Annotated in this window: 18 protein-coding genes and 1 tRNA gene; 14 read left to right on the plus strand and 5 right to left on the minus strand. The window is 35.6% G+C overall.

Going from position 1 to position 24,817, the window contains the following annotated elements; all coding sequences use genetic code 11:
• The first annotated feature begins 656 nt into the window (after positions 1-656).
• On the plus strand, positions 657-2,750 hold the full coding sequence (locus tag V5N67_RS02365) for a S9 family peptidase (protein WP_332060308.1): 2,094 nt from the start codon (positions 657-659) through the stop codon (positions 2,748-2,750).
• Between the two features lie 81 nt (positions 2,751-2,831).
• On the opposite strand, the gene V5N67_RS02370 is transcribed toward V5N67_RS02365, so the two are convergent.
• Positions 2,832-3,434, minus strand: a complete 603-nt coding sequence (locus V5N67_RS02370) for a superoxide dismutase (RefSeq protein ID WP_332060309.1) — start codon at positions 3,432-3,434, stop codon at positions 2,832-2,834.
• 1,010 nt (positions 3,435-4,444) lie between these two features.
• Here V5N67_RS02370 and V5N67_RS02375 point away from each other — a divergent pair.
• Positions 4,445-4,519, plus strand: a tRNA-Gln gene (locus V5N67_RS02375).
• A gap of 166 nt (positions 4,520-4,685) precedes the next feature.
• Here the strand turns inward: V5N67_RS02375 and V5N67_RS02380 are convergent.
• The 4 genes from V5N67_RS02380 to V5N67_RS02395 form a co-directional block, all read right to left on the minus strand.
• Entirely contained in the window at positions 4,686-5,471 is a 786-nt protein-coding gene (locus tag V5N67_RS02380) for a DUF1499 domain-containing protein (RefSeq protein WP_332060310.1), read from the minus strand.
• Between the two features lie 601 nt (positions 5,472-6,072).
• Positions 6,073-6,612, minus strand: coding sequence for a DUF1254 domain-containing protein (locus tag V5N67_RS02385; RefSeq protein ID WP_332060311.1), 540 nt, complete (start codon positions 6,610-6,612; stop codon positions 6,073-6,075).
• A complete protein-coding gene (locus tag V5N67_RS02390) occupies positions 6,605-7,201 on the minus strand; it encodes a DUF1214 domain-containing protein (RefSeq protein ID WP_332060312.1) in 597 nt (198 codons plus the stop codon). The genes V5N67_RS02385 and V5N67_RS02390 overlap by 8 nt, the downstream gene beginning before the upstream one ends.
• Before the next feature lie 17 nt (positions 7,202-7,218).
• Positions 7,219-9,369, minus strand: a complete 2,151-nt coding sequence (locus V5N67_RS02395) for a transglycosylase domain-containing protein (protein ID WP_332060313.1) — start codon at positions 9,367-9,369, stop codon at positions 7,219-7,221.
• Between the two features lie 360 nt (positions 9,370-9,729).
• Here V5N67_RS02395 and V5N67_RS02400 point away from each other — a divergent pair, with 360 nt between their 5' ends.
• The 12 genes from V5N67_RS02400 to V5N67_RS02455 all read left to right on the plus strand — a co-directional run bounded on the left by V5N67_RS02400 (position 9,730) and on the right by V5N67_RS02455 (position 24,664).
• The gene (locus V5N67_RS02400; protein WP_332060314.1) at positions 9,730-9,963 is read left to right on the plus strand and encodes a hypothetical protein; all 234 of its coding nucleotides are present in this window, start codon (positions 9,730-9,732) and stop codon (positions 9,961-9,963) included.
• A gap of 18 nt (positions 9,964-9,981) precedes the next feature.
• Positions 9,982-10,647, plus strand: coding sequence for a response regulator transcription factor (locus tag V5N67_RS02405; protein ID WP_332060315.1), 666 nt, complete (start codon positions 9,982-9,984; stop codon positions 10,645-10,647).
• A 3-nt stretch (positions 10,648-10,650) separates the two neighbouring features.
• Positions 10,651-12,063, plus strand: a complete 1,413-nt coding sequence (locus tag V5N67_RS02410; RefSeq protein ID WP_332060316.1) for an ATP-binding protein — start codon at positions 10,651-10,653, stop codon at positions 12,061-12,063.
• A gap of 279 nt (positions 12,064-12,342) precedes the next feature.
• On the plus strand, positions 12,343-13,077 hold the full coding sequence (locus V5N67_RS02415; protein ID WP_332060317.1) for a tetratricopeptide repeat protein: 735 nt from the start codon (positions 12,343-12,345) through the stop codon (positions 13,075-13,077).
• Between the two features lie 193 nt (positions 13,078-13,270).
• A complete protein-coding gene (ccmE, locus tag V5N67_RS02420) occupies positions 13,271-13,768 on the plus strand; it encodes a cytochrome c maturation protein CcmE (protein WP_332060318.1) in 498 nt (165 codons plus the stop codon).
• Positions 13,758-15,743: a heme lyase CcmF/NrfE family subunit gene (locus V5N67_RS02425; protein WP_332060430.1), complete on the plus strand. Its 1,986-nt coding sequence runs from the start codon at positions 13,758-13,760 to the stop codon at positions 15,741-15,743. Before ccmE ends, V5N67_RS02425 begins: the two co-directional genes overlap by 11 nt.
• Positions 15,740-16,132 (plus strand): cytochrome c-type biogenesis protein, encoded by a 393-nt coding sequence (locus V5N67_RS02430; protein WP_332060319.1) that lies wholly within the window; start codon positions 15,740-15,742, stop codon positions 16,130-16,132. Before V5N67_RS02425 ends, V5N67_RS02430 begins: the two co-directional genes overlap by 4 nt.
• A 246-nt stretch (positions 16,133-16,378) precedes the next feature.
• Positions 16,379-17,893 carry a Do family serine endopeptidase gene (locus V5N67_RS02435; protein WP_332060320.1) on the plus strand — a complete coding sequence of 505 codons (1,515 nt, stop codon included), beginning with the start codon at positions 16,379-16,381 and terminating at the stop codon, positions 17,891-17,893.
• A gap of 78 nt (positions 17,894-17,971) precedes the next feature.
• Positions 17,972-18,658 carry a winged helix-turn-helix domain-containing protein gene (locus V5N67_RS02440; protein WP_332060321.1) on the plus strand — a complete coding sequence of 229 codons (687 nt, stop codon included), beginning with the start codon at positions 17,972-17,974 and terminating at the stop codon, positions 18,656-18,658.
• The gene (locus V5N67_RS02445; protein ID WP_332060322.1) at positions 18,655-20,037 is read left to right on the plus strand and encodes a sensor histidine kinase; all 1,383 of its coding nucleotides are present in this window, start codon (positions 18,655-18,657) and stop codon (positions 20,035-20,037) included. The genes V5N67_RS02440 and V5N67_RS02445 overlap by 4 nt, the downstream gene beginning before the upstream one ends.
• A gap of 95 nt (positions 20,038-20,132) precedes the next feature.
• The gene (locus V5N67_RS02450) at positions 20,133-23,057 is read left to right on the plus strand and encodes a bifunctional [glutamine synthetase] adenylyltransferase/[glutamine synthetase]-adenylyl-L-tyrosine phosphorylase (protein WP_332060323.1); all 2,925 of its coding nucleotides are present in this window, start codon (positions 20,133-20,135) and stop codon (positions 23,055-23,057) included.
• Between the two features lie 779 nt (positions 23,058-23,836).
• Positions 23,837-24,664 (plus strand): outer membrane protein, encoded by an 828-nt coding sequence (locus tag V5N67_RS02455; protein ID WP_332060324.1) that lies wholly within the window; start codon positions 23,837-23,839, stop codon positions 24,662-24,664.
• Positions 24,665-24,817: the final 153 nt, after the last annotated feature.

A 24,817-nucleotide genomic window follows, 5' to 3' on the forward strand; every position in this document is an offset into this window, starting at 1 on the left:
AATTTATAGAATATCATTTATAAAGATAGAATATATCATAAAGTTGTTTATCTTATAGCAAATTTATAAATAAAATTATTAAATTCACAACTGTGATATATAAAACAAGACTTTAATTTTGTAATTTAATAATCTTACAGCTTAAATATTTACTCTGAAAAATACAATTTATAATATTATAAAATGATTTTTTTTTAAACATCAAAAGTGATTTAAGTGATTTTTAAAGTTTTGCAAAGAACGGTAAACAAAATAAAAAGTCAAAATGTATGCCGTAGAGAAAATAAAACGTTAACACTAAAATAACATACACAATCACACATGGCACGAACGTTAAAGGTTTTTTTCCTTCTTGGGTTGTACCGGTGCCATCTAATATTGTGCTCAGCAGTTGATTCTACTTTTTGAAAAATTTGATTCGATTACCAATAGGTTAGATTTTTCTGATTTATTTATTTTATCTAGAGTGGCACTACACGTATAGAGAAAACAATATTAAGTAGTATGCGGTAAAGAGAAATTCACAGTGTAAACGTAAAGTTTACCTTAGCTGTGTTTTGCAAATAAGCAAAAGCTACAGATTTACGCTATGATATAAATGGTATGATTCTAACATATAAATAAAATCTTCAACATTTGCTAACACAGGATCGTGTATGACCAACTCTTCTGTACTTCCTCCAAAAGCACTTAAAATCACTCATAAAAAAATATATCATGGAATTTGTCGTGATGACCCTTACCATTGGCTGCGTGCATCTAATTGGCAAGATGTTTTAAAAAATCCAAGCTGTCTTCATGAAAATATTCGACATCACCTTGAAAAGGAAAATGCTTATCAAGCTTCCCAAATGGCTGATACAAAACCATTACAAGATTTGCTTTTTGCCGAAATGAAAAGCCGCATTCAAGAAAATGATAGTTCCGTTCCTATCAAACATGGCTCTTTTGCTTACGGGTTTTCTTATGTTGCCGGAGGTCAACAACCACATTATTTTCGTACATCAAGGAATGGAGGAGAAAAAAACTTTTATCTTAATGGTGATGCTTTGGCTGAAGGTAAAGAATATTTCAATTTTGGTTCAGTTCAGGAATCTCCTGATCATACGCATGTTGTATGGACCTATGATGACAAAGGGTCAGAATTTTACATAGCAAAGGTTCGTAACTTAGAAACATTATCTGATTGTATGGATATAATTACCGATACATCTGGGCAGATCGTATGGGATGCTAAATCTGAAGGTTTTTTCTATACTAAGATGGATGAAAATCACCGACCTTCTGAACTTTATTATCACCAATTAAATACCGATCAATCGCAAGATAAGCTTATTTTTCGTGAAGATAATCCAGGGTTTTTTTTACATGTGAGTGGTTCTAAGCTTAATGATGTTATTTATATTAATATTCATGATCATGAGACGTCAGAAATTTGGCTGATTCCTTCTGAGGCGCCCCTTACTGCTCCCCAATGTGTGCGGAAGCGACAAAAAGGTATTGAGTATTCACTTACAGAAGGCGGTGATGTCTTTTATATTCTTACCAATTTAGGTAATGCTAAAGACTTTAAAATTATGGTAACACCATATTCATCTCCACAATCAGAAAATTGGTCTGACCTTGTACCGCACCAGCTTGGGCGTTTGATCATATCTCATGATGCTTATAAAGATTTTCTTATCTGGATCGAACGCTTTGAAGGGTTGCCTCGTATACAAGTAATGGAGCGTATTAGCAAACAAATTCATTCCATTGCTTTTACAGAAGAAGCTTATTCTTTAGGTTTACACGGTGCTGCAGAGTATAATAGCCAAACTATTCGCTTTTCTTATTCATCTATGACAACACCTAATCAAGTTTTTGATTATGAGATGAAAAGCCGCAAACGAATGCTTTTAAAAACGCAAGAAATTCCCTCTGGGCATAATCAAGATGAATATGTAACACGACGTGTTACAGCAATTGCGGATGATGGTGAAAAAATTCCCATTTCACTTTTTTATCATAAAACAACTGCTCTTGATGGTAGTGCACCTTGCCTACTTTACGGTTATGGTGCTTATGGAATCTCCGTTCCTGTTAATTTCAATAGTAATGTACTTTCTTTAGTTAACAGAGGTTTTATTTATGCAATCGCCCATATTCGTGGAGGAAAAGAAAAAGGTGTTGAATGGTATGAGAAAGGAAAACATCTTTTTAAATACAATACATTTACAGATTTTATTGCTTGTGGTCGCTACCTTGTAAACAATAAATTCACTACTCATGATCGACTTATTGCCTATGGTGGTTCAGCAGGAGGAATGTTGATGGGTGCTATCGCAAATATAGCTCCACAGGACTTTATTGGAATCGTAGCTAATGTGCCTTTTGTGGATGTTTTAACAACTATGTTAGACGCTTCATTACCATTAACACCTCCAGAATGGCCTGAATGGGGAAATCCTCTTGAATCACAAGAAGATTATAATCTTATTGCTTCTTATTCGCCCTACGATAATGTCAAGACTCAAAAATACCCTTCTATCCTTGTGGTCGCTGGATTAACAGATCCGCGTGTAACTTACTGGGAGCCTGCAAAATGGGTAGCAAAATTGCGTGATTTAAAAACAGACGATAATGTGATCTTATTGCGCATTAATATGGACTCAGGCCATGCGGGCGCAGCGGGGCGTTTTTCACAGTTGAAAGAAACCGCGTATATCTATGCATATATTCTAAAAATAGTTGGAAAAAATTTCTGTTAATTTTATCTTTTTTATAAAAAGGCCCCATAATTTATCGAATTATGGAGCCTTTAATATAACGTGGAAAATTATGTAAATAACTTAAAATCCACAGTCTTCATAAAGTTTTAAAACATAATCCCAATTAATTAAATTGTCCACGAAGGCTTCAAGGTATTTCGGACGCGCATTGCGATAATCGATGTAATAAGAATGCTCCCATACATCAACACCCAAAACAGGTTGAGCATCATAAACTAAAGGATTTTCACCGTTAGACGTTTTCATAATTTCAAGCTTACCGTTTTTTACAGCAACCCATGCCCATCCAGAACCAAATTGGGTAATAGCTGCATTGATAAAATCTGCACGAAATTTATCATAGCCGCCCAAATCAGATTCAATAGCCTTTGCTAGTTTTTCAGGTAGTTTTTGACCACCACCATCTTTTTTCATCCAAAGCCAAAAATGGTTATGATTATAGCATTGAGCTGCATTATTAAATAAACCAACATTCTGCTTAAAGCTTGTTTTTATAATATTTTCTAAACTTTCATTTTCTAAGCCTAACTCTTTTACAAGATCATTTGTCTTGGTAAGATAGGCAAGATGATGCTTATCATGGTGATACTCAAGTGTTTCGCGTGACATATAAGGCAAAAGGGCATCATAATCATAAGGCAATTCAGCCAATTCAAAAGCCATGTAAAAATCTCCTCGATTCTAATTGTTAAGCTTACTCCACACATTTAATTTGCCATTTACGGCATCTAAAAGCAAATGTTGAATATCTATTTGTATAAATTAGTTTTAATAACCATTCCCTCATAAATGAGCTTTTGGAGGTGCAACCTCGCTTAATCAATAAAATTATTAATTTATATCATTTTACTTTTGAAGAAACTCCTATATCCTTCATTTAATGGGAAATATGCTTATCTTTTTTCTAAAAAGTGAACAGTAAACTTAAACACTTATCCGTTTTTGCTAATTTTCCCACTTAAAATATTTCTTCAAATTTTACTGAAATTTTCTGCCTATTTTGGAAAAATTTTTCTCGCTTATTCGTTACTAAATGTGTTGTTATTTAATTACACTGCCTTAATGGACTGATGGAGGCTGATTTTTGCAGATATTACTGTTTTTTTACAGCTCTTAGCACCATTACATAAACCAAATTAAGATTAATAATTTGCGCATATTGCTTAAAAATGAGATTCGCTGTGATAATTCTATAATATTTGTTATATATGAATTAGTTCAGTCTATGTATGAAAAAAGATGAATCGTTATATATGTTGAATAATTGAAAATTTAAAATATGGTCAAAGAGTATATAAATACACAAAATTCTTATATTCTTTTTGTATCATTTTAATATATTAGGTTTAAACACATATTAAAAAATTACTATGACAAGCTGTGCAGAATGATGATTTATTGAATATATTAATAAAATTAAAACCATTTGATTATCAATGAAATCAGAAAATAAAATGGCAAAATACAAAAAATTTAAAGAACTGATAGATAAAAAAATTTATTTTTAAGAGTTTAATCAAATACTCATTCTTACTACAAATTTTGTATCAACGCGGTACTAACAAAACTTTTAAATTTTATACCAAAAAAGTATGAGCTTTGATTTTCAGATGTTGCACACGATCATAGGAATCGCTATAAGGTGCGAATGTGAGTGTGAATATGTTCTTTTTTGGGGTATAGCCAAGCGGTAAGGCACCGGTTTTTGGTACCGGCATTCCCTGGTTCGAATCCAGGTACCCCAGCCAAGTTCTATTCGTTAAAAAGAGTCGAATTGCTTTGATATTGATAATTGCTTTTTAATGTGCTTATAAATTTTTATAAAGAATCACTAATTTATCTATTTTTGCTCGTGTAAAAGCTCTTTGGAAGTAAGCTGCTTTATTAAATATATCCTGTTAATACTTTAGGTTTTTACTCACTATCCTGAGGAAGAGGGAGTGAAGCTATTTCTGTGTCAAGCGCATTCATAAAATCGATAATAAAAGCAGCATTCGTACCAAAATCTCTTGGTACATAGCGTGAAGCAGAACGCATATCAACAAAGGTTGTATCTCCTTCATTAGTTAAGCGAATCACAATGTCTGAAATAAAACCAAGATAAAAAGTTTTTGCTATTGCTTCAATATAGAACTCGTCTTCTTCACCCTTAAATCTCCGTTGGGTCACAACAGGCCAACCGTGAGCAACTAAAACATTGAGAACTGATTCACGAATACGATCAGGGGAGCCATCATAACGACGTCCCGACATTTCAGGCCATGCTGATATCTGTAATGCCGCTTGTTCAATCAAAACACTTTTGAGTGGTAAAGCATCATTGGGACGTATAGTACGAAAAAAGGCTGGCGGTTTCTGTGTATCAGTAGAAACATCATAAATAGCTGGTAATGTAAACCACAATCCGAAAAATAATACCAAGGGTGTGGCAGTTATCAATGAATAAATAATGCCTTTTAAAGCTTTCATTCCACCTTGAGCACCATACACCCATAAACTGTAAAGTGCTTTTATAGCAAGAAAGAAAGAAATAACAATAAAACAAGTAGCAATTGTTATCAAAATCATGAAGTCAGTAACATAAATCATAGAAAAGTGCTGTAAAAGTACAGAAAATAATAAAATCATGAAAGCTAATACACCAAAACGGGGAGACCATATCGCTGCTCTTGAGATTAACCGAACATATTTCTTTTTCATTAAGCTTTCTTTTCCTAAACAGTAGACAGTAAAAATTTTTTTTCAGAGTGTATATCTTGCAGAAAATCTCTGGTTATATGACAAAAGGTAAAGCACTTATTTTTGAGGACAAGGATACTCTCTAACATATCAACTTTAAGAGTTATTCTAGTGAATTCATGTGGGCAATTTTATTCTCTTTATTGATTTATCGTATCATTGATTAAGTTTTACAAATAATGGTTATAATCAGGATAAATAAAGTTCAGATAACAAGCTTTGTGGTTGAGTTAATATGAAGGTAGCTTATCCCAAAATTTTTGGCTGTTTACTCTTAATTTATTATAACCGTTCATTTATTGGCTAATGTGACACGAGGAGCGATTTTGCTGCTCGTTTAGTTATATTAAGGACATAAGAGAGGTTAGTTTTTTCGCGATTGTTACGCGGACCATTTTTTATAATTTTTATTACATTAAAAAGTTTAGGTATTTAAAAGTTGAAATAAGAATTGTATCCTAATTTATGCTTAGTTGGTTGAAGTTAAAAATTGCTATTTTTGTGTGTTTTTTCTCGCTTTGACGGAAACAGAGGGGTTGTATAATTGCAGCTCAGTAATTTTTTATCCCTTGAACCTGCGACAGGTTGCAGACGAAAGGAAGGTTTCACTTGTCTGTTTTGCAAGTGAAGAAGGTGCAAAGGTGCGTAAGATAGCAAAACCTTGATTTAAATCTTTAGCAACTAAAACTGCATTAGTATTATTTTTAGGCTTTGATTTTTTGAGTTCTATTATTTGTACAGGTTTTCCAATAATAAGATCAAGTGCTGCATGAGGAGCTGTTCGATCATTAAGACTGTAGAAAATAATTCCATCCTGTGTGTAGACTGATAGTAACCAAAATTGTGTTGTCTGCAAGGTCTTTAAATGAACAGGGCCATTGTCGAGATTAAATCTACAAACTTTAAGAATAAAGAATGGGTCAGCAGATTGATAGATGGGATTGCTAATATCTATATCAGAAAATTGATAAGGATCTGCCGACTTTTTAAGCCGTATCCATATATTATTTTGTGCGTAATAGGGAATGAGAAATAAAATACAAATATGGACAATGATAGCACCAATACTTGCAAGAAGACCAGCGTGAATGAATTTAGTCACAGTTTTTTTGTCCTGATGAAATTTGTTCTACAGATGGCATAATGAGCTTTTGTAATGCAGTTGCAGAGATGATTGGGGTATCATATAAAGTAAGAATGAGCCCAAATTTTTTCTGACTAACTGTTGCAAGCCAATTCCCACTTTGTGGTCTTGGTGAAATATTGATGCGGAATGAGCCATCATTTTCGTAAATAATATTATGTGTGTAAAGTTCAAAGGGTATTTTTTTGGATGAAGTATATGGTTTAAGGAGCTTATCAGCTGTATAAAGGGTAAAGAGGCGGGCTTCAGGGATATGTCCTTTTAGCAAATAATGGCAATGAGGATATAGTGGACGTCCGTGATTATCTTTCCAAATTTGAAAGACAAGACCCTCTGTTCGTCCAAGTGAAATGTTGCCTCGTATAGCAGTGCGTGTTCGGGTGTAAGGATCAGTTTGGGTGGTTCCTACTTGTGGGTAAGCATTCCATTCTCCAATTGCGAATCGTCCAAAATTGTTAAAGGAATTGAGCATATAATTAACACTAAATATTCCGCATAAAATAGAAAACACAAAGATTAAAAAAGGAAGAGCAATATTAAGAAACATTATAGGATATCTCTAATTTAAAGCGTTGAATCTTTAATAATTTTTGTTTTTGGAAAGATTGCAGACGGATTTTTTAAATCTTTATTAATCAATCGCACAATATTGGATGTTTCAGGTGAGAGTGTATGAGGTATTTGAGGTGGAAACACAAAATTATCGTGAGAGGGAAGTTTTTTAAACTGATAAGGGCGGAGAGAATTTTTTACACCATAAAGTTGTTTTATCATTATATTTTGGTGTGCATAGAGCATGATACGGTGCCATATCATGGCAGGAACACCACCACCAAAAGCACGATTCATCGATGAAAAATCATCATTTCCCATCCATACAGCTCCAGTATAATTACCAGTGAAGCCAACAAACCACGCATCACGATAAGCTTGTGATGTTCCAGTTTTCCCAGCAACAAGTGTCATAGGTAGAGCAGCACGTTTACCCGATCCTCGTGTTGTGACACCAACCATCATTTGGTTCATGTAAGCTGCTGACTGTCCACTGATGACACGATGTAATTTATTCCCGTTATGCTCCCAATTCCACACCACATGTCCATCTGTTGTACTGATTTTTGTGAAGCTATGGCGATTTCCAGCCATACCTCCGTTAGCAAAGACATTAAAACCAGTTGCTTGATCCATTGGTGTCATATTGGATGTACCAAGAACAATCGTTTTATGTGACACAATATGAGTAGTAATATCCATATTTTTAATCAAATTTATAATTGGTTGAATGTCATGCTTAAGATATTGACGTGTAAGATAGACAGGCACTGTATTGATAGAAAAGGCTAAGGCAGTCGCTAAATCAATTTTACCAAGATAACGGCCAGAGTTATTTCTGGGAGACCAGCCTCCCCAATTGATAGGGGCATCTAAAACGATTGTTGAGGGTGATAGACCGCGTTCTACTGCAGCTGCGTAAACATAGGGTTTAAATGAAGAACCAGGTTGCCGTCCACCTTGTGTTGCTCTGTTAAATTGGCTTTTATTATAATCAAGTCCTCCAACAATTGCACGTACAGCTCCGTTATTGTCGATAATGACAACAGCTGCTTGTGTTGCGCGATATTGTTGACCATATCGGTGTAAATGATATTTGACTGATTCTTCTGCTACTTTTTGAATATCAGGATCAAGAGTGGTTTGAACGATTAAAGTATGACTTGGAAGTTGATCACTAATTTTTTTGACTTCACTAAATACCCAGTCAAGAAAGTAATCAGGCTGATTATTTTTTGTTTTTGTAATAGCACTGGCAGGATGACGGTGGGCATTGATAATTTGGCTATCTGTCATGAATTTGCTATTAACGAGGTTGAAAAGCACTACATTGGCACGTGTTTGAGCAGCAAGTAGGTTGTTGTGAGGAGCGTATTTACTTGGAGCCTTAAAGAGACCTGCCAACATAGCCGATTCACTAAGGGATACATTGCGAATATTTTTACCAAAATAAAATTTTGCAGCTGCCGCGATACCAAAATTACTGCCTCCCATGTACGCACGGTCAAGATAAAGTTGCAAGATCTGCTTTTTACTAAAATTTGCTTCTAGCCAAAGAGCAAGATAAGCTTCTTTGATTTTGCGGGTTATGGTTCTTTCATTTGTTAAAAATAAATTTTTAGCTAGTTGCTGTGTAATGGTTGAGCCACCTTGAACGACACCTTTCGCTTGCATATTTTGCAAGATTGCTCGTGTGAGACCGTGCAAATCAATTCCCCAGTGATTGAAAAAGCGGCGATCTTCTGTTGCTAGAACCGCTTTAATAACATGATCGGGCATTTCTTCAACTGGGACGGATAATACTGGTAGTGCGCCACGGTGAGCAATGGGGTGTCCATATCGATCTAAAAAAAGAATGGAAAAATTCTTGGGCGAATACCAATCTTTTTGGGTTAATTCAAAAATAGAAATGCCAGCGATGGTGAAAATGGTGAAACCAATCAATCCTAATGTCAGTGTTTCATCAAGAATTTCGATTATAAATCGCTTCCATCCTCGTATATGAAAACATTGTGAGATAATTTTTGCTTTTTTCCAGAAAACACTATGAGCAAAGCGTATGCGATAAAGTGCTGTGTCTAGCTGTGCATCTAATTCAATGAGAGCAGGACTGTGAAATGGTTTATTGTGTTGTGCTTTCTTTTTTTTAAAAAAATCAAACATCTAATGAGAGAGCCTATAACAAAGTAATGCAACAAAATAATTCTGTAATGATTATATGGAATGAAAGTATTTTTTTGCTATAGTTTTAACAAAGAAAGATATTATTTAAATATTACAATAACACAGTTCTCATAACTTATAGATTGTGTATTTAATTTTTATATTTTTAAAAAAAACTGTATTTTTCAATTATTGCGGAATTCTTAAAAAAGACTGTATTTTTTAATTACTCAATTTTGAAAAAATATTTTCTTATTATTCTGTTGCACAGAGAATAAATTATCCCTTAGACGTAATTTTTGAATAGAAAAAACATTATTCATATTATATTCAGATAAAATAGATTATGAAATATTCATAATGGAAAAAGTTTTCTTATATATAATAATAGCAGCCTTTCTGTGGGGGGATTCTGTTTTTGCTGCTGGATGCGCCGAAGTTGGTAGGAAGGTTGCTGCTCAACAAAGGGGGGTTTTAGTACGTTCAACCCCCGTTTTTCAGGATAGAAAAGAGAAGTGTATTGTTATGATTATAGTGCCTACTCATGATGGTGAAAAATTACGTCGTTTGGAGATTTCCGTACCCGCAGATTAAACCTTTTCGTGTATTATAATGCGTATTTTAATTGTTGAAGATGATCGGAATCTCAATCATCAATTAGCAGAAGCTGTAAAAAATGCGGGCTATGTTTCAGATAGCGCTTTTGATGGTGAAGAAGCTTATTTTTTAGGCAGTACGGAGTCTTATGATGCTGTAATCCTCGATATTGGTTTGCCGCGTTTAGATGGAATCCGTATTGTTGAAAAATGGCGCAAAGAGGGGCGTTCTATGCCTGTTTTAATGCTCACAGCACGAGATCGTTGGTCTGATAAGGTACTTGGCATTGATGCGGGTGCCGACGATTATGTTGTTAAACCATTTCATTTAGAAGAAGTAATGGCACGGTTGCGGGCATTAATTCGTCGAGCTGCTGGTCATGCGACAAGCGCACTACATTGTGGTGAGGTTTTATTAGATACCAAGACTTCTCGTGTTTTTGTTGATGGTCAGTTAATTAAATTGACGTCATACGAATTCAGACTTCTTTCATATCTTATGCACCATTGCGATAGGGTAGTTTCAAGGACGGAGCTTACAGAACATCTTTATGATCAAGACTTTGACAAAGATTCAAATACTGTTGAAGTTTTTGTAGGACGATTGCGCAAAAAGCTTGGGGTAGATTTGATTGAAACCATTCGTGGAATGGGTTATCGCGTGAAAGCGAGCGCTAGGTGATCAATGAGAGTTCTGAAAAAAAGTAGTGGGTTGAGAGAGGTATTTTTTCTCGTTGGTAAATCTCTCAGTCTACGCGTTATGATTTTTTCAACATTATGGGTTGTTATTTCGATTTCATCAATTTCTGCGATTAGTATTTTGTTTTATCAACGCTCAAGTGAACAAAGTCTAAAGCGCATCCTTTCTGCTCAGCTGTACAGTCTTATTGCGACAGTAACTGTGTCACCTGAGGGAAATTTAAAAGGAGGTTTTGGGGTTGATGATATCCGTTATTTAGATCCAACATCGGGTTGGTATTGGGAAGTTGTTGCTATATCACCTAATTTACAAGGAAGGTTAACATCCCCGTCGCTAGGAATGAGGAGAATACTTTCATCGAATGATGTAGGCGTATCTTTTAACAAAAAATTCTTTCGTTTTTATCGGATAAAGGGGATCAATGGTCAAAATCTACAAGTAATTGAGAGTGATGTTGTTTTGGATAATCAAAATCATATTGCGCGTTTTCGTCTTGTTGGGAATATCGATGAAGTACATGCACAAGTACAAGAATTTCAGCGAACTTTACAAATTTTTCTTTGGAGTTTTGGTATAGGCAGTGTCCTTGTCAATATTGCTATTATTTTCTTTAGTTTTCGACCGTTGAAGCTTATTCGACAGTCATTGAATGATATTCGCGAGGGTAGGATTAATTACGTGAATACGGATTTAGTTAGCGAAGTTATGCCGTTAGCACAAGAAATGAATGCTCTCATTAATAATAATCAGCGTGTTATTGAAAGATTTCGGATGCAGGTTGGCAATCTTGCTCATTCATTGAAGACACCTCTATCAATTATTATGAATGAGGCTGATAAGATGTGCGGAGAGCAGGCGATTTTATTAAGAGAGCAAACTGAGATAATGCAGGCACAAATAAATCATTATCTGCAGCGTGCTCGGATTGCAGCACAATGTGACAGTGTTGTTTATCATACACCTGTCCGCAGGGTGATTGAGCGTTTAATGCGTGTTATGGAAAAGCTTCATCCTGAGAAACAGTTTCAATTTATCATGGATATAGATGATATTGTTTTTTCTGGTGAAAGGGAAGATTTAGAGGAAATTGTTGGTAATTTGATTGAGAATGCTGCCCAGTGGTCGTGCACTAAAGTTTTGATCTCTTGTTGTTTAGAAAAAAATGTTGAAGAAGAAGAATCTTTTTATATCATCGTGGAAGATGATGGTTCTGGTTTAACAAAAGAACAAATTGATGGAGCTTTAAAAAGAGGTCATCGGTTTGATGAAAGTAAACCAGGAACAGGGTTAGGATTAGCGATTGTCTCAGATATGGTTAATGAATATGGTGGAAATCTTTTCTTATCGCGTTCTGATTTAGGTGGGTTATATGCAAAAGTTTTATTACCAAGACGATAAGCATATTTTCCTCTTCTAAGGGTGTATTATATTAAATTTTGTAAAGATGGAGCAATATTTGTGCACACGATATAACAGAGCAAAAAATCATTTTATGTCTGTAATTAAAATATAAGATAAAGTTTTGTTTTGTGCTTTTATGCGCATTTGGAGGAGTTGATGATAAACTTTACAATGCTAGGGATGAAGAATGGTTATTTATCGTTTTTTATCGGTGTTTTAATGAATAAGAGGAATAATTAGCGACGCTTTTTTATTTTCTATTGGTGCTAAAGTGATATGCTCTTGTTAGTTTTTGCCGCAATTTTTCTTCTATTTTTGATGATTGTTTTTTTTGCATTGCATTTTAGCTGTGCTCCAAGAAAAGATAGGCGAGTTTCAGCTGTTGATATTTATAGCAGCTATATGCGTTTTGTTGAATTTGATAAACCTTATACGCATTATGAAAATACATATGCTCTTAAAATTTTTATTATTTTATTTGTGCTTCTTATGACATGGGGTATTTACAGTTTGACAGGTAGTCCACAGGTTAAAAGTTATTTTTTTAGTGAGTTAATGGAGAAGGATTTCAAGACGCTCAGTAAACGTGAGCAACTTGTTCGTTTGCAAGTGCTTTTTTTGCGTGCGCCTTATGATGGTAAGCTAGCAGATGCATTAGCAGTGGGATACCTTGAAGAAGGTCGTTTTCAGGATGCAGTAAACATGTATTTAGATGCGCTTGGTTTGAATGGAGAATCCGCTCCACGACTTGTAGGATATGGTCTAGCGTTAGTCGGTTATGAGGGAGGGATGATTACGAGAGAAGCGCAAAACGTTTTTCAAAAGGCTATGAATTTAGCACCCAAAGATCTTTATCCTCGTTTATTGTTTGCTGATGCTCTTCGTCAGGCAGGGAAGTCTGTGCAGGCAATACAGTTTTTACAAAATTTTCTTGATACAATGCCTGAAGATTTTGCGGGGCGATTGCGTGTTGAAGCAATGATAATTCAGTTACGTAATACACTCAATTAGAAGATTCAGAAAGTGATTGTAGATCAGTTTTAGGTTGTTAAAATAAGAAGAAGGCATTGGGGAGGGGAGAGATATTGGATAAGAAGTTGCACCCATATAAAAGATGTGCGAAGCTCTCTAAGAGATAAGGCATATGAATAATAATTTGGTGCCTATATAACGTATTTATAAAAATATTTTCGTAGATGGGTCTATGAAGAGTCAGTCTTTTAAAAATTTTTCTTCATTGAAAGCTATTGTAAAGCAACGGGAAAAAACGCGATTGTTAATGATTTTACTGTGCGTTTTTATTATGTTAATTGCGGCAAGTCTCATTATGTATGCAATGCGTAATACGGTAAGCTTTTTCCGAATGCCGTCTGAAATCACAAGGGAAGATGTTTTAATGGGACGTCCTTTGCGTTTAGGTGGTTTTGTCGAAAAAGGAACGGTAGAATATATTGGCGGGACGAAAGTTACTTTTTTTGTAACTGATAATGCGAAACGCGAAAAAGTGATTTTCAATGGTATATTGCCAGATCTTTTTCGTGAAGAACAAGGTGTTATCGTAGAAGGATATTTTGATAAGCAAGGACTTTTTATTGGTACACGCGTTTTAGCAAAACACGATGAAACTTATATGTCTAAAAAAACAGCTGATTGCTTAAAAAAGCTCTACGGTATGGAAGGGCAATTTGACTGTGCTCGTTGAACTAGGTCATATTTTTTTAGCTGCAGCGTTTGCAGTAAGTTTTTTACAGGTAATTTTATCCATTTTTGGTGTTTTGCGGGGATCATACATGTTAACGCAGGTAGGGGTTCCATCGACATACATCACCTTTATATTGGTGTTATTATCTTTTTTAATTCTTGTTTATTCTCATATAATGTCTGATTTTTCTGTTCTGAATGTTGTTAAGAATAGTCATTCAGAAAAGCCTATGCTTTATAAAATCACAGGCGTTTGGGGGAATCACGAAGGATCCATGTTATTATGGGTTTTAAGTCTCGCTTTTTTTAGTACATTGATGGCGTTGTTTGGTAAACAATTACCGAAACAATTTAAGACATTAGTTTTAAGCTGCCAAAGTTTAATTACAAGCGCTTTTATTTTATTTATTCTTTTTGTATCTAACCCATTTTTACGTGTTCATCCACCAGCATTGCAGGGAAATGATCTCAATCCTCTTTTACAGGATATTGCTTTAGCGATTCATCCGCCACTTCTTTATTTGGGTTATGTTGGTTTTTCTATTTGTTTTTCTTTTGCAATAGCTGCATTGGTTATAGGGTATATCGATAGATTTTGGGCGCGTTGGGTTCGTCCTTGGCTTCTTCTTTCTTGGGTTTTTTTGACATTGGGTATTATGGTTGGATCCTATTGGGCTTATTATGAGTTAGGATGGGGTGGTTATTGGTTTTGGGACCCAGTTGAAAATGTTGCATTTATGCCATGGCTTTCAGGAACAGCTTTTTTGCACTCTGCTCTTGTTCTTGAAAAACGGGAAACATTGAAAAATTGGACATTATTTTTAGCTCTCCTTACTTTCTCTCTCTCTCTTATAGGAATTTTTCTTGTTCGTTCAGGCCTTTTAATCTCTGTTCATAGCTTTGCTATTGACCCAGCACGTGGGCAAGCAATTCTTGCTATTCTACTCTTTTTCACGGGAGGAGCTTTTCTTCTTTTTGCTTTGCGAGTACCTAATTTAAAAGCAGGTGTATTATTTCCACCAATTTCACGTGAAGGTTTTATTGTTTTAAATAATTTATTGCTCACAACAATAACAGCAACAGTGTTGATTGGTACGCTCTATCCTTATTTTATTGAGGCATTTACTGGACAAAAAATTTCTGTAGGTGCTGCCTTTTTTAATCTTACCTGTGGACCTTTAATGATATTACTGTTGTTGTTGGTTCCATTTGGATCAATGATGGCATGGAAACGTGGTGATTTTCTCGCGATTTTTGAACGATTGTGGTTTGTTTTGGCATTAGTTTGCGTGGTTTGCTTTATAACATTTTATGTAACTTCTTTGCGTGATATTTTTGCAGCTTTAGGAATTGGGCTTTCAGTCTTTGTTTTTTTAGGAAGTTTAGCTGATCTTTGGAGGAAGAGTGGACATCACAAGATAGCTTTGGTTGTGCGGGTTAAAAGATTTATTGGATTGCCATGGTCAGTTTTTGGTGCTGCAATGGCACATATGGGGTTAGGTGTTACGCTGTTTGGGATTGTCTGTGTTGCAACTTTTACGCAAGAGCGTATCTTAACCATGGATATAGGAGATATGGTGACGATAGCGGATAAAATAGTTCGCTTTGACAAAGTACAAAAAGATGCAGGTTCAAATTATTCTGCAATAAATTTTAATTTTGCAATATATGAAAATGAAAATACAGTACGCAACGTAATGGCGTCAAAGCGATTTTACGCAAGTCAAAATACATCAACAACGGAGGTAGGTATTCAAAATCATGGCTTGTCTCAGTTGTATATTGTACCAGGACGTATAAACGATCAGGGACTTGCTGTGCATATTTGGTGGAAGCCTTACGTGATTTGTGTTTGGTTGGGCGCATTAATGATGGCTATGGGTGGGTGTTTTTCTCTTTTTGGTTATTGGTTTCGTGTTGGGCTGCATCAACGGATGGTTTCCTGCTTTAAATTTGTCAGAAAGGCATTGAGATGAAAAAGACGCTATCTGGGATTTGGTTTTTTTTAGTTGCTATTTTTTCTCTGTCGTTAGCCAGTGCAGTAGAGCCAGATGAAGTTTTAAATGACCCAATTCTTGAATCGCGTGCACGTGATATTTCATCACATTTGCGTTGTCCTGTTTGTCAAAATCAATCAATTGACGATTCAGATGCTTCACTTGCACGCGATTTACGGCTTTTGATCCGTGAACGGTTAAAAATGGGTGATAGCAATCAGGAGATTACTGATTTTCTTGTTGAGCGATATGGTGAATTTATTTTATTGAAACCGCCTTTTAATAAAACAACATGGTTTTTATGGTTATCGCCTTTGATAATTATGATCATTGGTATAAGTATCACCTTTTTCAGAGTAAGGCGATAATACGGATGCGAAAAGTAATCACTTTAGGTATTGATGAGGAACAATAGTTCAAAATATCGCTAGGTTAAAATAAATATTTAATGGGGAAAAGCTTGCTGCGTTTAAACCAACACTTTATTTTTATAATTATAATTGCTGTATCTAATCTTACAAAATTTTAATAATTTAGACAGAAAACGGTAAGGTCTGCTATTTTATAAATTATGTGCAATCAAGATAATATTACTGAATAGGAGCACATATAGAATGGTTAAAAAAACTTTTTTTTCAACATTAGTTGCAGTAAGCTTTTCTGTGGCGTTGGAAGGTGCACTGTTTTTTAGTGGGTGGGGATCAAGTTTGTGGGTGACGGCAGCTCATGCAAATTCTGTGGTTACTCCGTTACAGCAACAGGGAGGGGGATTTGCGGATATTGTTTCTCAGGTAAAACCTGCTGTTGTTTCAGTGCAAGTGAAGAGCGATAAAAAGAAAGAAGTGTGGTCTTGGGGTGATTTCTTTAATGGTCCAGGTCTTGATCAAATCCCAGATCAACATCCCTTTAAATGGTTTTTTAAAGAATTTTATGAGCGTAATAGGCCAGATAACAGATCGTTACAGCGTTTGCGTAGACCTCGTCCTATAGCTTTTGGATCAGGTTTTTTTGTTTCGTCTGATGGTTATATTGTAACCAATAATCACGTAATTTCTGATGGTACAAGTTATTCTGTTGTTTTGGATGATGGAACAGAACTGAATGCAAAACTCGTTGGGACGGATCCGCGGACTGACCTTGCAGTATTAAAAGTGGATGAAAAAAGAAAATTTCCGTATGTTGATTTTGGTGATGATGAAAAGCTTCGCATTGGTGATTGGGTTGTTGCTATCGGCAATCCCTTTGGCCTTGGTGGGACTGTGACAGCAGGTATTGTTTCAGCACGTGGACGTGATATTGGTGCTGGTGTTGAGGATGATTTTATTCAGATTGATGCTGCTGTTAATCGAGGAAATTCTGGTGGTCCAACTTTTGATCTGAATGGAAAGGTTATTGGGGTTAATACAGCAATTTATTCTCCTTCTGGAGGAAATATTGGAATTGCATTTGCGATTCCAGCAACGACAGCAAAACAGATCGTGCAACAACTTATTAAAAAAGGTTCAGTTCTGCGTGGCTGGCTTGGGGTTCAGATTCAGCCTGTGACGAAAGAAATGTCTAATGCGATTGGTTTGAAAGAAGCAAAAGGTGCCTTAGTAAGTGATCCATTAAAGGGACCAGCAAAAAAGGCTGGTGTTAAAGCAGGTGATGTGATTGTTTCAATAAATAACGAAAAGGTTGCTGATGTTCGTGATTTAGCAAAGCGTATTGCGAGTTGTGAACCAGGAGAAACAGTAACTTTAGGTATTTGGAGATCTGGTAAAGAGGAAAGTATTAAGGTTAAACTCGACACAATGCCTGAGGATGCAGGTGCGAAAGAGAACTCAAAATATTCAAGTGGGCGCAATGATGCAGACGAAGTATTGGAAGATTATGGCTTAACTATTTCTCCTTCTGATGATGGTTTAGGGGTGGTCGTAACTAATGTAGATTCAGATTCAGATGCTGCATATCAGGGAATACGCCCTGGTGATGTTATCGTGGCAGTTCATTATAAACCTATTAAAAAGGTATCTGATATTACTGATGCGATCAAGAATGCACAAAAGCTAGGACAAAATTATATAGCCTTATACGTGCAAACAAAAGATCGCTATCTTTATGTAGCTCTTCCAATTTTCAAAAAATGATATTTTTTAAAATAGGACAGAGGTTTTATAAATCTTTGTCCTATAATTCCATTTGATAAAATAACGGAGATGCGTTTTATGAAGATACTCGTTATCGAAGATGATCGTGAGACGGGGCGTTATCTCGAAAAAGCTTTTTTAGAAGCAGGGCATTCGGCTGATGTTGCATATGATGGAGATACAGGATATATGTTAGCTGAAACAGAAAGCTATGATGTAATGGTTGTTGATCGAATGCTTCTGCATCGTGATGGTCTTTCTATTATTGCTGAATTACGCGCTAAAGGCAATAAAACACCAGTTCTTATTCTTTCTGCTTTGGGGCAGGTGAATGACCGTGTAACGGGTTTGCGTGCAGGAGGGGATGATTATTTGACGAAGCCTTATGCTTTTTCCGAACTTCTTGCTCGTGTTGAAGTGTTGCAGCGGCGTAATAATCCTAAAGGGGCGGAGACCATTTATCGCGTAGGAAATCTTGAACTCAATCGATTAGCACATACAGTAAAACGTGGTAACAGGAATATCACATTGCAGCCACGGGAGTTTCGTTTACTAGAATATTTGATGCGATATGCTGGTCAAGTTGTGACACGCACTATGCTTTTGGAAAATGTTTGGGATTACCATTTTGATCCACAAACAAATGTAATTGATGTTCATATTTCTCGTTTAAGAGCAAAAATTGAAAAAGATTTTGATGTCCCTCTTCTCCATACTGTACGTGGGGCTGGATACATGCTGAAAGCAGCAGATAACAAAATATGAATCGTTTGATCAATATAATGCGTACAACTGCGTTGAGGCTTTCGGCGCTTTATATTTTGCTGTTTGGATTAGTTGCAACAGGGCTTTCCATTTATATGACGGCATTTTCTGCTTCATTGTTAACGGAGCAGACTGAACAAGCGCTGTATGAAGAGTTAAAATATATTGAAAATACTTATAAATATGGTGGACTACCTTTATTGATGCGCACGATTGATTATCGTTCACGACAACCAGGAGCTTTCCTTTATCTTGTTACTGATCCTATGGGACGCATTTTAGCAGGGAATGTTGCACGTATTGAAATTGGCGTTTTAAGTAATAATGGCTTTCTTTTGAATTCTTTCTTATATTCGCGTTTTGGAGAACATGGAAAAACAAGTGAACATCGCGCTCTTGCTGTTATTGTTGATTTACCAAATGCTATGAAAATTCTTATAGGGCGAGATTTAGATGAGCCAGAACGCTTTGCAATGGTTATTCGTAAAGCAGTGATGATTGCTCTTGCAGCAATGGTTGGGGGGGCTTTATTAATATGGTTTTTTGTTGGTAGACGAGCATTACAAAGGATTGATCATGTAACAGCTGCATCTCAGCGTTTAATGGAGGGTGATTTCAGTGGGCGTTTACCTGTTTCTGGGGTGGGTGATGAATTTGACCGATTGTCGGCTAATCTTAATGTTATGTTAGATCGCATTGAAGAATTAAATATTGGTTTGCAGCAAGTATCGGATAATATTGCTCATGATCTTAAGACACCGCTAACGCGCCTTAGGAATCGTGCTGAAGAAGCCCTTTCAGGGAAAAAGACAGAGCTTGAATATCGACAAGCACTCGATGGTGTCATTGTTGAATCCGATCAGCTTATTCGTACTTTTAATGCTATTTTAATGATTTCGCGCATTGAAGCGAGCAGTGCGATTGAGCATCTTGAGACTATGAATATGAAGATAATTCTTGAAGATGCAGTTGAGCTTTATGAACCTTTTGCTGAAGAATCAGGGGTTTTGCTTCGGTTAGGGAATACATTTGATAAAGAGCTGAAATTGAATCGTGAGCTTATTGCACAATCAATTTTTAATCTTATTGATAATGCGATTAAATATGCGTCTAATGATGAAGAAAAAGCTGAGGTTTGCCTCTCAATGGAATACCGTGGAAAGCATTTGATGGTAGTTGTTCGTGATAATGGTCGAGGAATTGCAGCGGATAAATGTGAAAAAGTAACAGAACGATTTGTTCGTCTTGAAGAAAGTCGTACACAGCCTGGTTTTGGTATTGGTTTAAGTATAGCAAAGGCTGTTATGAAGCTTCATGGAGGTGAGCTTTTGCTTGAAAATGCAAATCCAGGGCTTAGAGCTGTTTTGTTGTTTCCTTAAAGTATGAGTTCTTTATTTGACTCTTTTTACGTATAGCGCATATTTTTCTGGGTCTTATGCAATAAAATGGAAAATGATTTTTCAAGGGAGTGGAGATGAAAAGTGCTTTTTTAAAAACACAACTTCTTCCTTTACGCCCTCTTGATGAGAGTGGTTTTCAATGGTTGAAAGACATTGAAGAGCAGGCAAAGAAAGAAAATTTAGAACCGCTTGTTGCTTATATTGCAGATAAAGGAAAGCAGGTTGATTTTATAAGTGCAGTTATGACCTTATCGCCTTTTTTGCGTGAAGTGTTAATTGCTAATCCGTCATATCTTAGCCCCTTGTTGAATGTTGATATAGAAACAAGGCTAAGTGAAATTATAGATGATATTGCACTCATTGATAAAAATGAATCTATTCATGAAACTTTCTTGATGGCAGCTTTAAGACGCAAAAAACGGGAAGCACATACTTTAATTGCTTTAGCTGATTTAAGTGGTGTTTTTACTTACGAAGTTTCATGTTCTTGGTTGACCCGTTTGGGTGAAGTCGCATTAAGCGTGGCTTTGCGTTTTCTTTTGAGAGAAGCATATGATCAGGGCAAAATAAGCCTATCTAGCCGTGATGATCCAGAAAAAGACTGCGGTTTAATCATTTTGGCTATGGGAAAATTAGGTGCAGAAGAACTTAATTATTCTTCTGATATTGATTTGATTGTTTTTATTGATGAAATGTCACCTCATATTGTTAATCTTTATGAGAGTATCGATGTTTTTTCTAAAATGGTACGTCGATTGATCCGTATTATTCAAGAACGTACTGCAGAAGGATATGTTTTTCGTCTTGATTTTCGGCTTCGACCAGATCCAAGTTCAACTCCTTTGGCATTGCCAGTAAGGGCTGCGTTACGTTATTATGAAGGACGTGGTCAAAATTGGGAACGAGCAGCTATGATTAAGGCACGTCCCGTAGCTGGCGATAAAAAAGCTGGCTTTAACGTTCTCAAAGAGCTTTCTCCTTATATATGGCGAAAATATTTAGATTACGCTGCTATTGCTGATATCCATTCGATAAAACGTCAAATTCACGCATATAAAAATTATGGTAAAATTGCAGCTTATGGTCATAATGTAAAGCTGGGACGAGGCGGTATTCGTGAAATTGAATTTTTTGTTCAGACACAACAATTAATTGCTGGTGGACGTTTTCCCCAATTACGTGGGCGTCAGACAGTTGCAATGTTGGCAAAACTCCATACTCTCGGTTGGATCAGTGAAAAAACGAGAGATAGCCTTATAAAAAGCTATGCTTTTTTGCGGAATGTTGAACATCGTATTCAGATGCTTGCAGATGAACAGACGCATCTTTTACCAAGCGATGTTTCTCAATTCACAAGTGTTGCCTATTTGATGGGATATCAGGAAAGTAGTTGTTTTATTCGCGATTTATTAAAAACGCTTCGAGTTGTTGAAAAACATTATGCAGCACTGTTTGAAAACGAGCAAGAACTTGGATTAGAAATTGGCAATTTAGTTTTTACAGGAGAAGAAGATGATCCAGAGACATTAATAACGTTAAGCCATTTGGGTTTTGAAAGAGCAAGTGATATTTGTCGTATTATGCGGACATTACATTGTGGACGTTACAGAGTTACCCAATCTTCTGAAGCACGTGAAAGATTAACGGAATTGACACCGGCGCTTTTGAAAGCTTTTGGCGCTACCAAACGAGCAGATGAAGTAATGTTATGTTTTGATAGCTTTTTACAAGGTTTACCTTCAGGGATTCAGTTGTTTAGCTTATTGCAATCTAATCCATCTCTTTTGGATATGTTAGTGCTTATCATGGGAGCCGCTCCGCGTCTTGCAGAGATTATTACACGTAAACCACATGTTTTTGATGGGATGTTGGATTCAACAATTTTTTCAGAAGTACCAACAGAATCTTATCTAGAAAGTCGGCTTGAATATTTTCTTGAAAATATAACTTCTTATGAAGAAACTCTTGATCACTTAAGAATTTTTGCTGATGAGCAACGTTTTTTGATTGGGATTCGAATTCTAAACGATACAATTGCAGCAAATAAAGCAGGTTTTGCGTTCACTGCGCTTGCTGATCTTATGATAAAAAAAACGTTTTCTGTGGTCCAAAAAGAATTTGCTCTTTTTCATGGAAATATTAAAGGAGGGCGTGTTGGCATACTGGGTATGGGTAAACTCGGAAGTCGTGAATTAACTGCTGGTTCAGATGTTGACCTTATTGTACTTTATGAACATGATGAGGATGCAGAAATATCTGATGGAGAGAAACCTCTTTATATTTCTCAATATTATACTCGTTTAACACAACGTTTTGTTGCTGCTTTATCAACTCTTACAAGCCAAGGTATTCTTTATGCAGCTGATTTAAGATTGCGTCCATTAGGAAATAAAGGTCCTGTTGCTGTTTCTTTTCAATTTTTTAAAAAATATTATTGTGAAGACGCGTGGATATGGGAACACCTTGCTTTAACACGAGCGCGGGGAATAGCTGGGGATCGGGATTTTTTGCAAAAGTTAGAAAATGAGGTTTGTGCAATTATTGCTTTTCCTCGTGATAAGAAGAGAGTCGCAAAAGAAGTGTGTGAAATGCGTACTTTGATTGAAAAAGAAAAACCGTCAGAAAATCTATGGGATTTGAAAACTATGTCTGGTGGTATCATGGATATTGAGTTTATTGCCCAATATGCTCTTATTACTCATGTGACTGCATTTCAAATTGGAGCGACTACAGAAGATATTTTGGTTCACTTACCAAACAGCTTTCTCAATCAGTCATGTATTTCTGATTTACATCGTGCATATAGTTTATATACAAATTTGAGCCAAATTATACGACTCTGCTTAAATGACACCCTCAATCCTAATGATATGCCACCTAGGTTAAGTGACCTTTTATTAAACAGTATTGGAGAGCCTGATTTACTTCGTGTGGAAAATTTAATTAAGGAAGCAGGGCAATCGGTACGTTCAATTTTTACACAGATCATGAAACATTGAAGTTGTTATAGTTTTAACTCCATAGATTTTTGGGTATAGAGCGAAGGTATTTATTCAATTGAAAAGCATTTTTATTGATAAAATAGTAATTTTACCTGAGTTATGTATATTTTCACTCATTTTTTGATTTATCATGTTAGTTTTCGAATATTTTATTTCGTTATGCATTTTATTGAAACAGATGGTTAAAGTTATTTTTGGTTAATTTTCATTGCTGGTTGGGGTTGTTTTTATGCTAGATTAGCATGTTTAGTGTTATGATTTATTCAAAATTTAAATTGCACTTTTTCTCTCTTTAAGTGGTATAATAATAGATAGTACCACAACGCATGTTGGTATAAAGAAGCATCAGGTTAGAGAGCTACATGCTTTCAAAGTTTCTACAGGCTTTTTCAAAAAAGAAACAAACATTAGCACTTTTATTACATCAATTGAGAAAAAATATCACAAAAATTATAGGAAACATATTGTTTTTTATTGCAATAAACATGAGATTATATTTTGCAAAGCGAGTAAAAATTTTTATCGATTACGTTCGCAAATGTAGTTTTCTTTTAAGCATTGATATGACATTACTTTTGTAGAGCTAAGTAATATTAAGTTATGATCATAAAAGCTGATAATAATGATAACTTTTTTGAAAAAGATATAAGTTTAAATAGTTTTTAATTAAGTTTTTATTTTTTTTATAACTGTGTCATTTTTACTATAGATTTTTCCAAAAAAATATGAAACCATTTTTTATTATATGTGTCACATGAGCTTTTAGGGGAGCAATTATGACTACAAAGTATTTAATCACAACATCCATTTTTGCTTTAATTTTAGTATCTGTAGCGCAGGCATCAGAGGATACAGTCTTTGAGCCAACAGCGTCTGCAGTTATAGTTCCAGCTTTTTCATGGACAGGGTTTTACCTTGGAGGCCAAATTGGCGGTCTTTCAGGGAGGACTTCCTTGAGTTATTTAGGAGATGGAAATACAAGGAGAGTGAACCCAATTAAAAAGGAAAATTTACCTCAACTTTCTGGTTTTGTAGGTGGCATTTATGCAGGATCTAATGTTGATATCGAGCGTGGTTTTATTATAGGGATTGATACAGACATAATGTGGTCTGGTAAAAAGGATACAAAAGCTATTAATGCGATATCAATAAATCTAAGAAAAATAGAGCGGAGTGATCGGAGTGACAGGGAGAAAGAAGAGGAATATCGTGACGAGGATTTAGTGGCGTTTCCTGGGGTTATGCGCTATACTTTAAAACAAAAGTGGTTTGGTGCTACGCGTGTGCGCGTTGGTTTTTCTGCTGATCGTGTGATGCCTTATGTTGCGGGAGGCATTGCTTATACACAGCTTCGAAATATCTATAAAAAATCAGATGAAAAGAAACGTAATTTAGTTGATTTTGCTGATTTCTTTTATGATGAAAAAAAGACCATGGTTGGTTATACTCTGGGAGGTGGTGTTGATTTTGCAATGGCTGATAATATGATTATGCGCGCAGAGTATCGCTATTCAGATTTTGGTAAAAAGAAGTTTGCACATGATAAAATGGAAATTGGTTACAAAACTAATGATTTCCGCGTTGGCATAGCTTACAAATTCTAATTTATTGTAGGGTTAAGTTTTTTATTAAAAGTCTCATTTTCGAATGAGGCTTTTATATTTTGAATTATCTCGTTATGTGCTGTAAAACATCATTTTGAAAAAAGTGTGGGAGAAATCAAGTTAATTGTTTTTAATTTATCTCTCTCAGCAAAT

It is taken from the genome of Bartonella rhinolophi (genome assembly GCF_036576165.1).
Taxonomy (GTDB): domain Bacteria; phylum Pseudomonadota; class Alphaproteobacteria; order Rhizobiales; family Rhizobiaceae; genus Bartonella.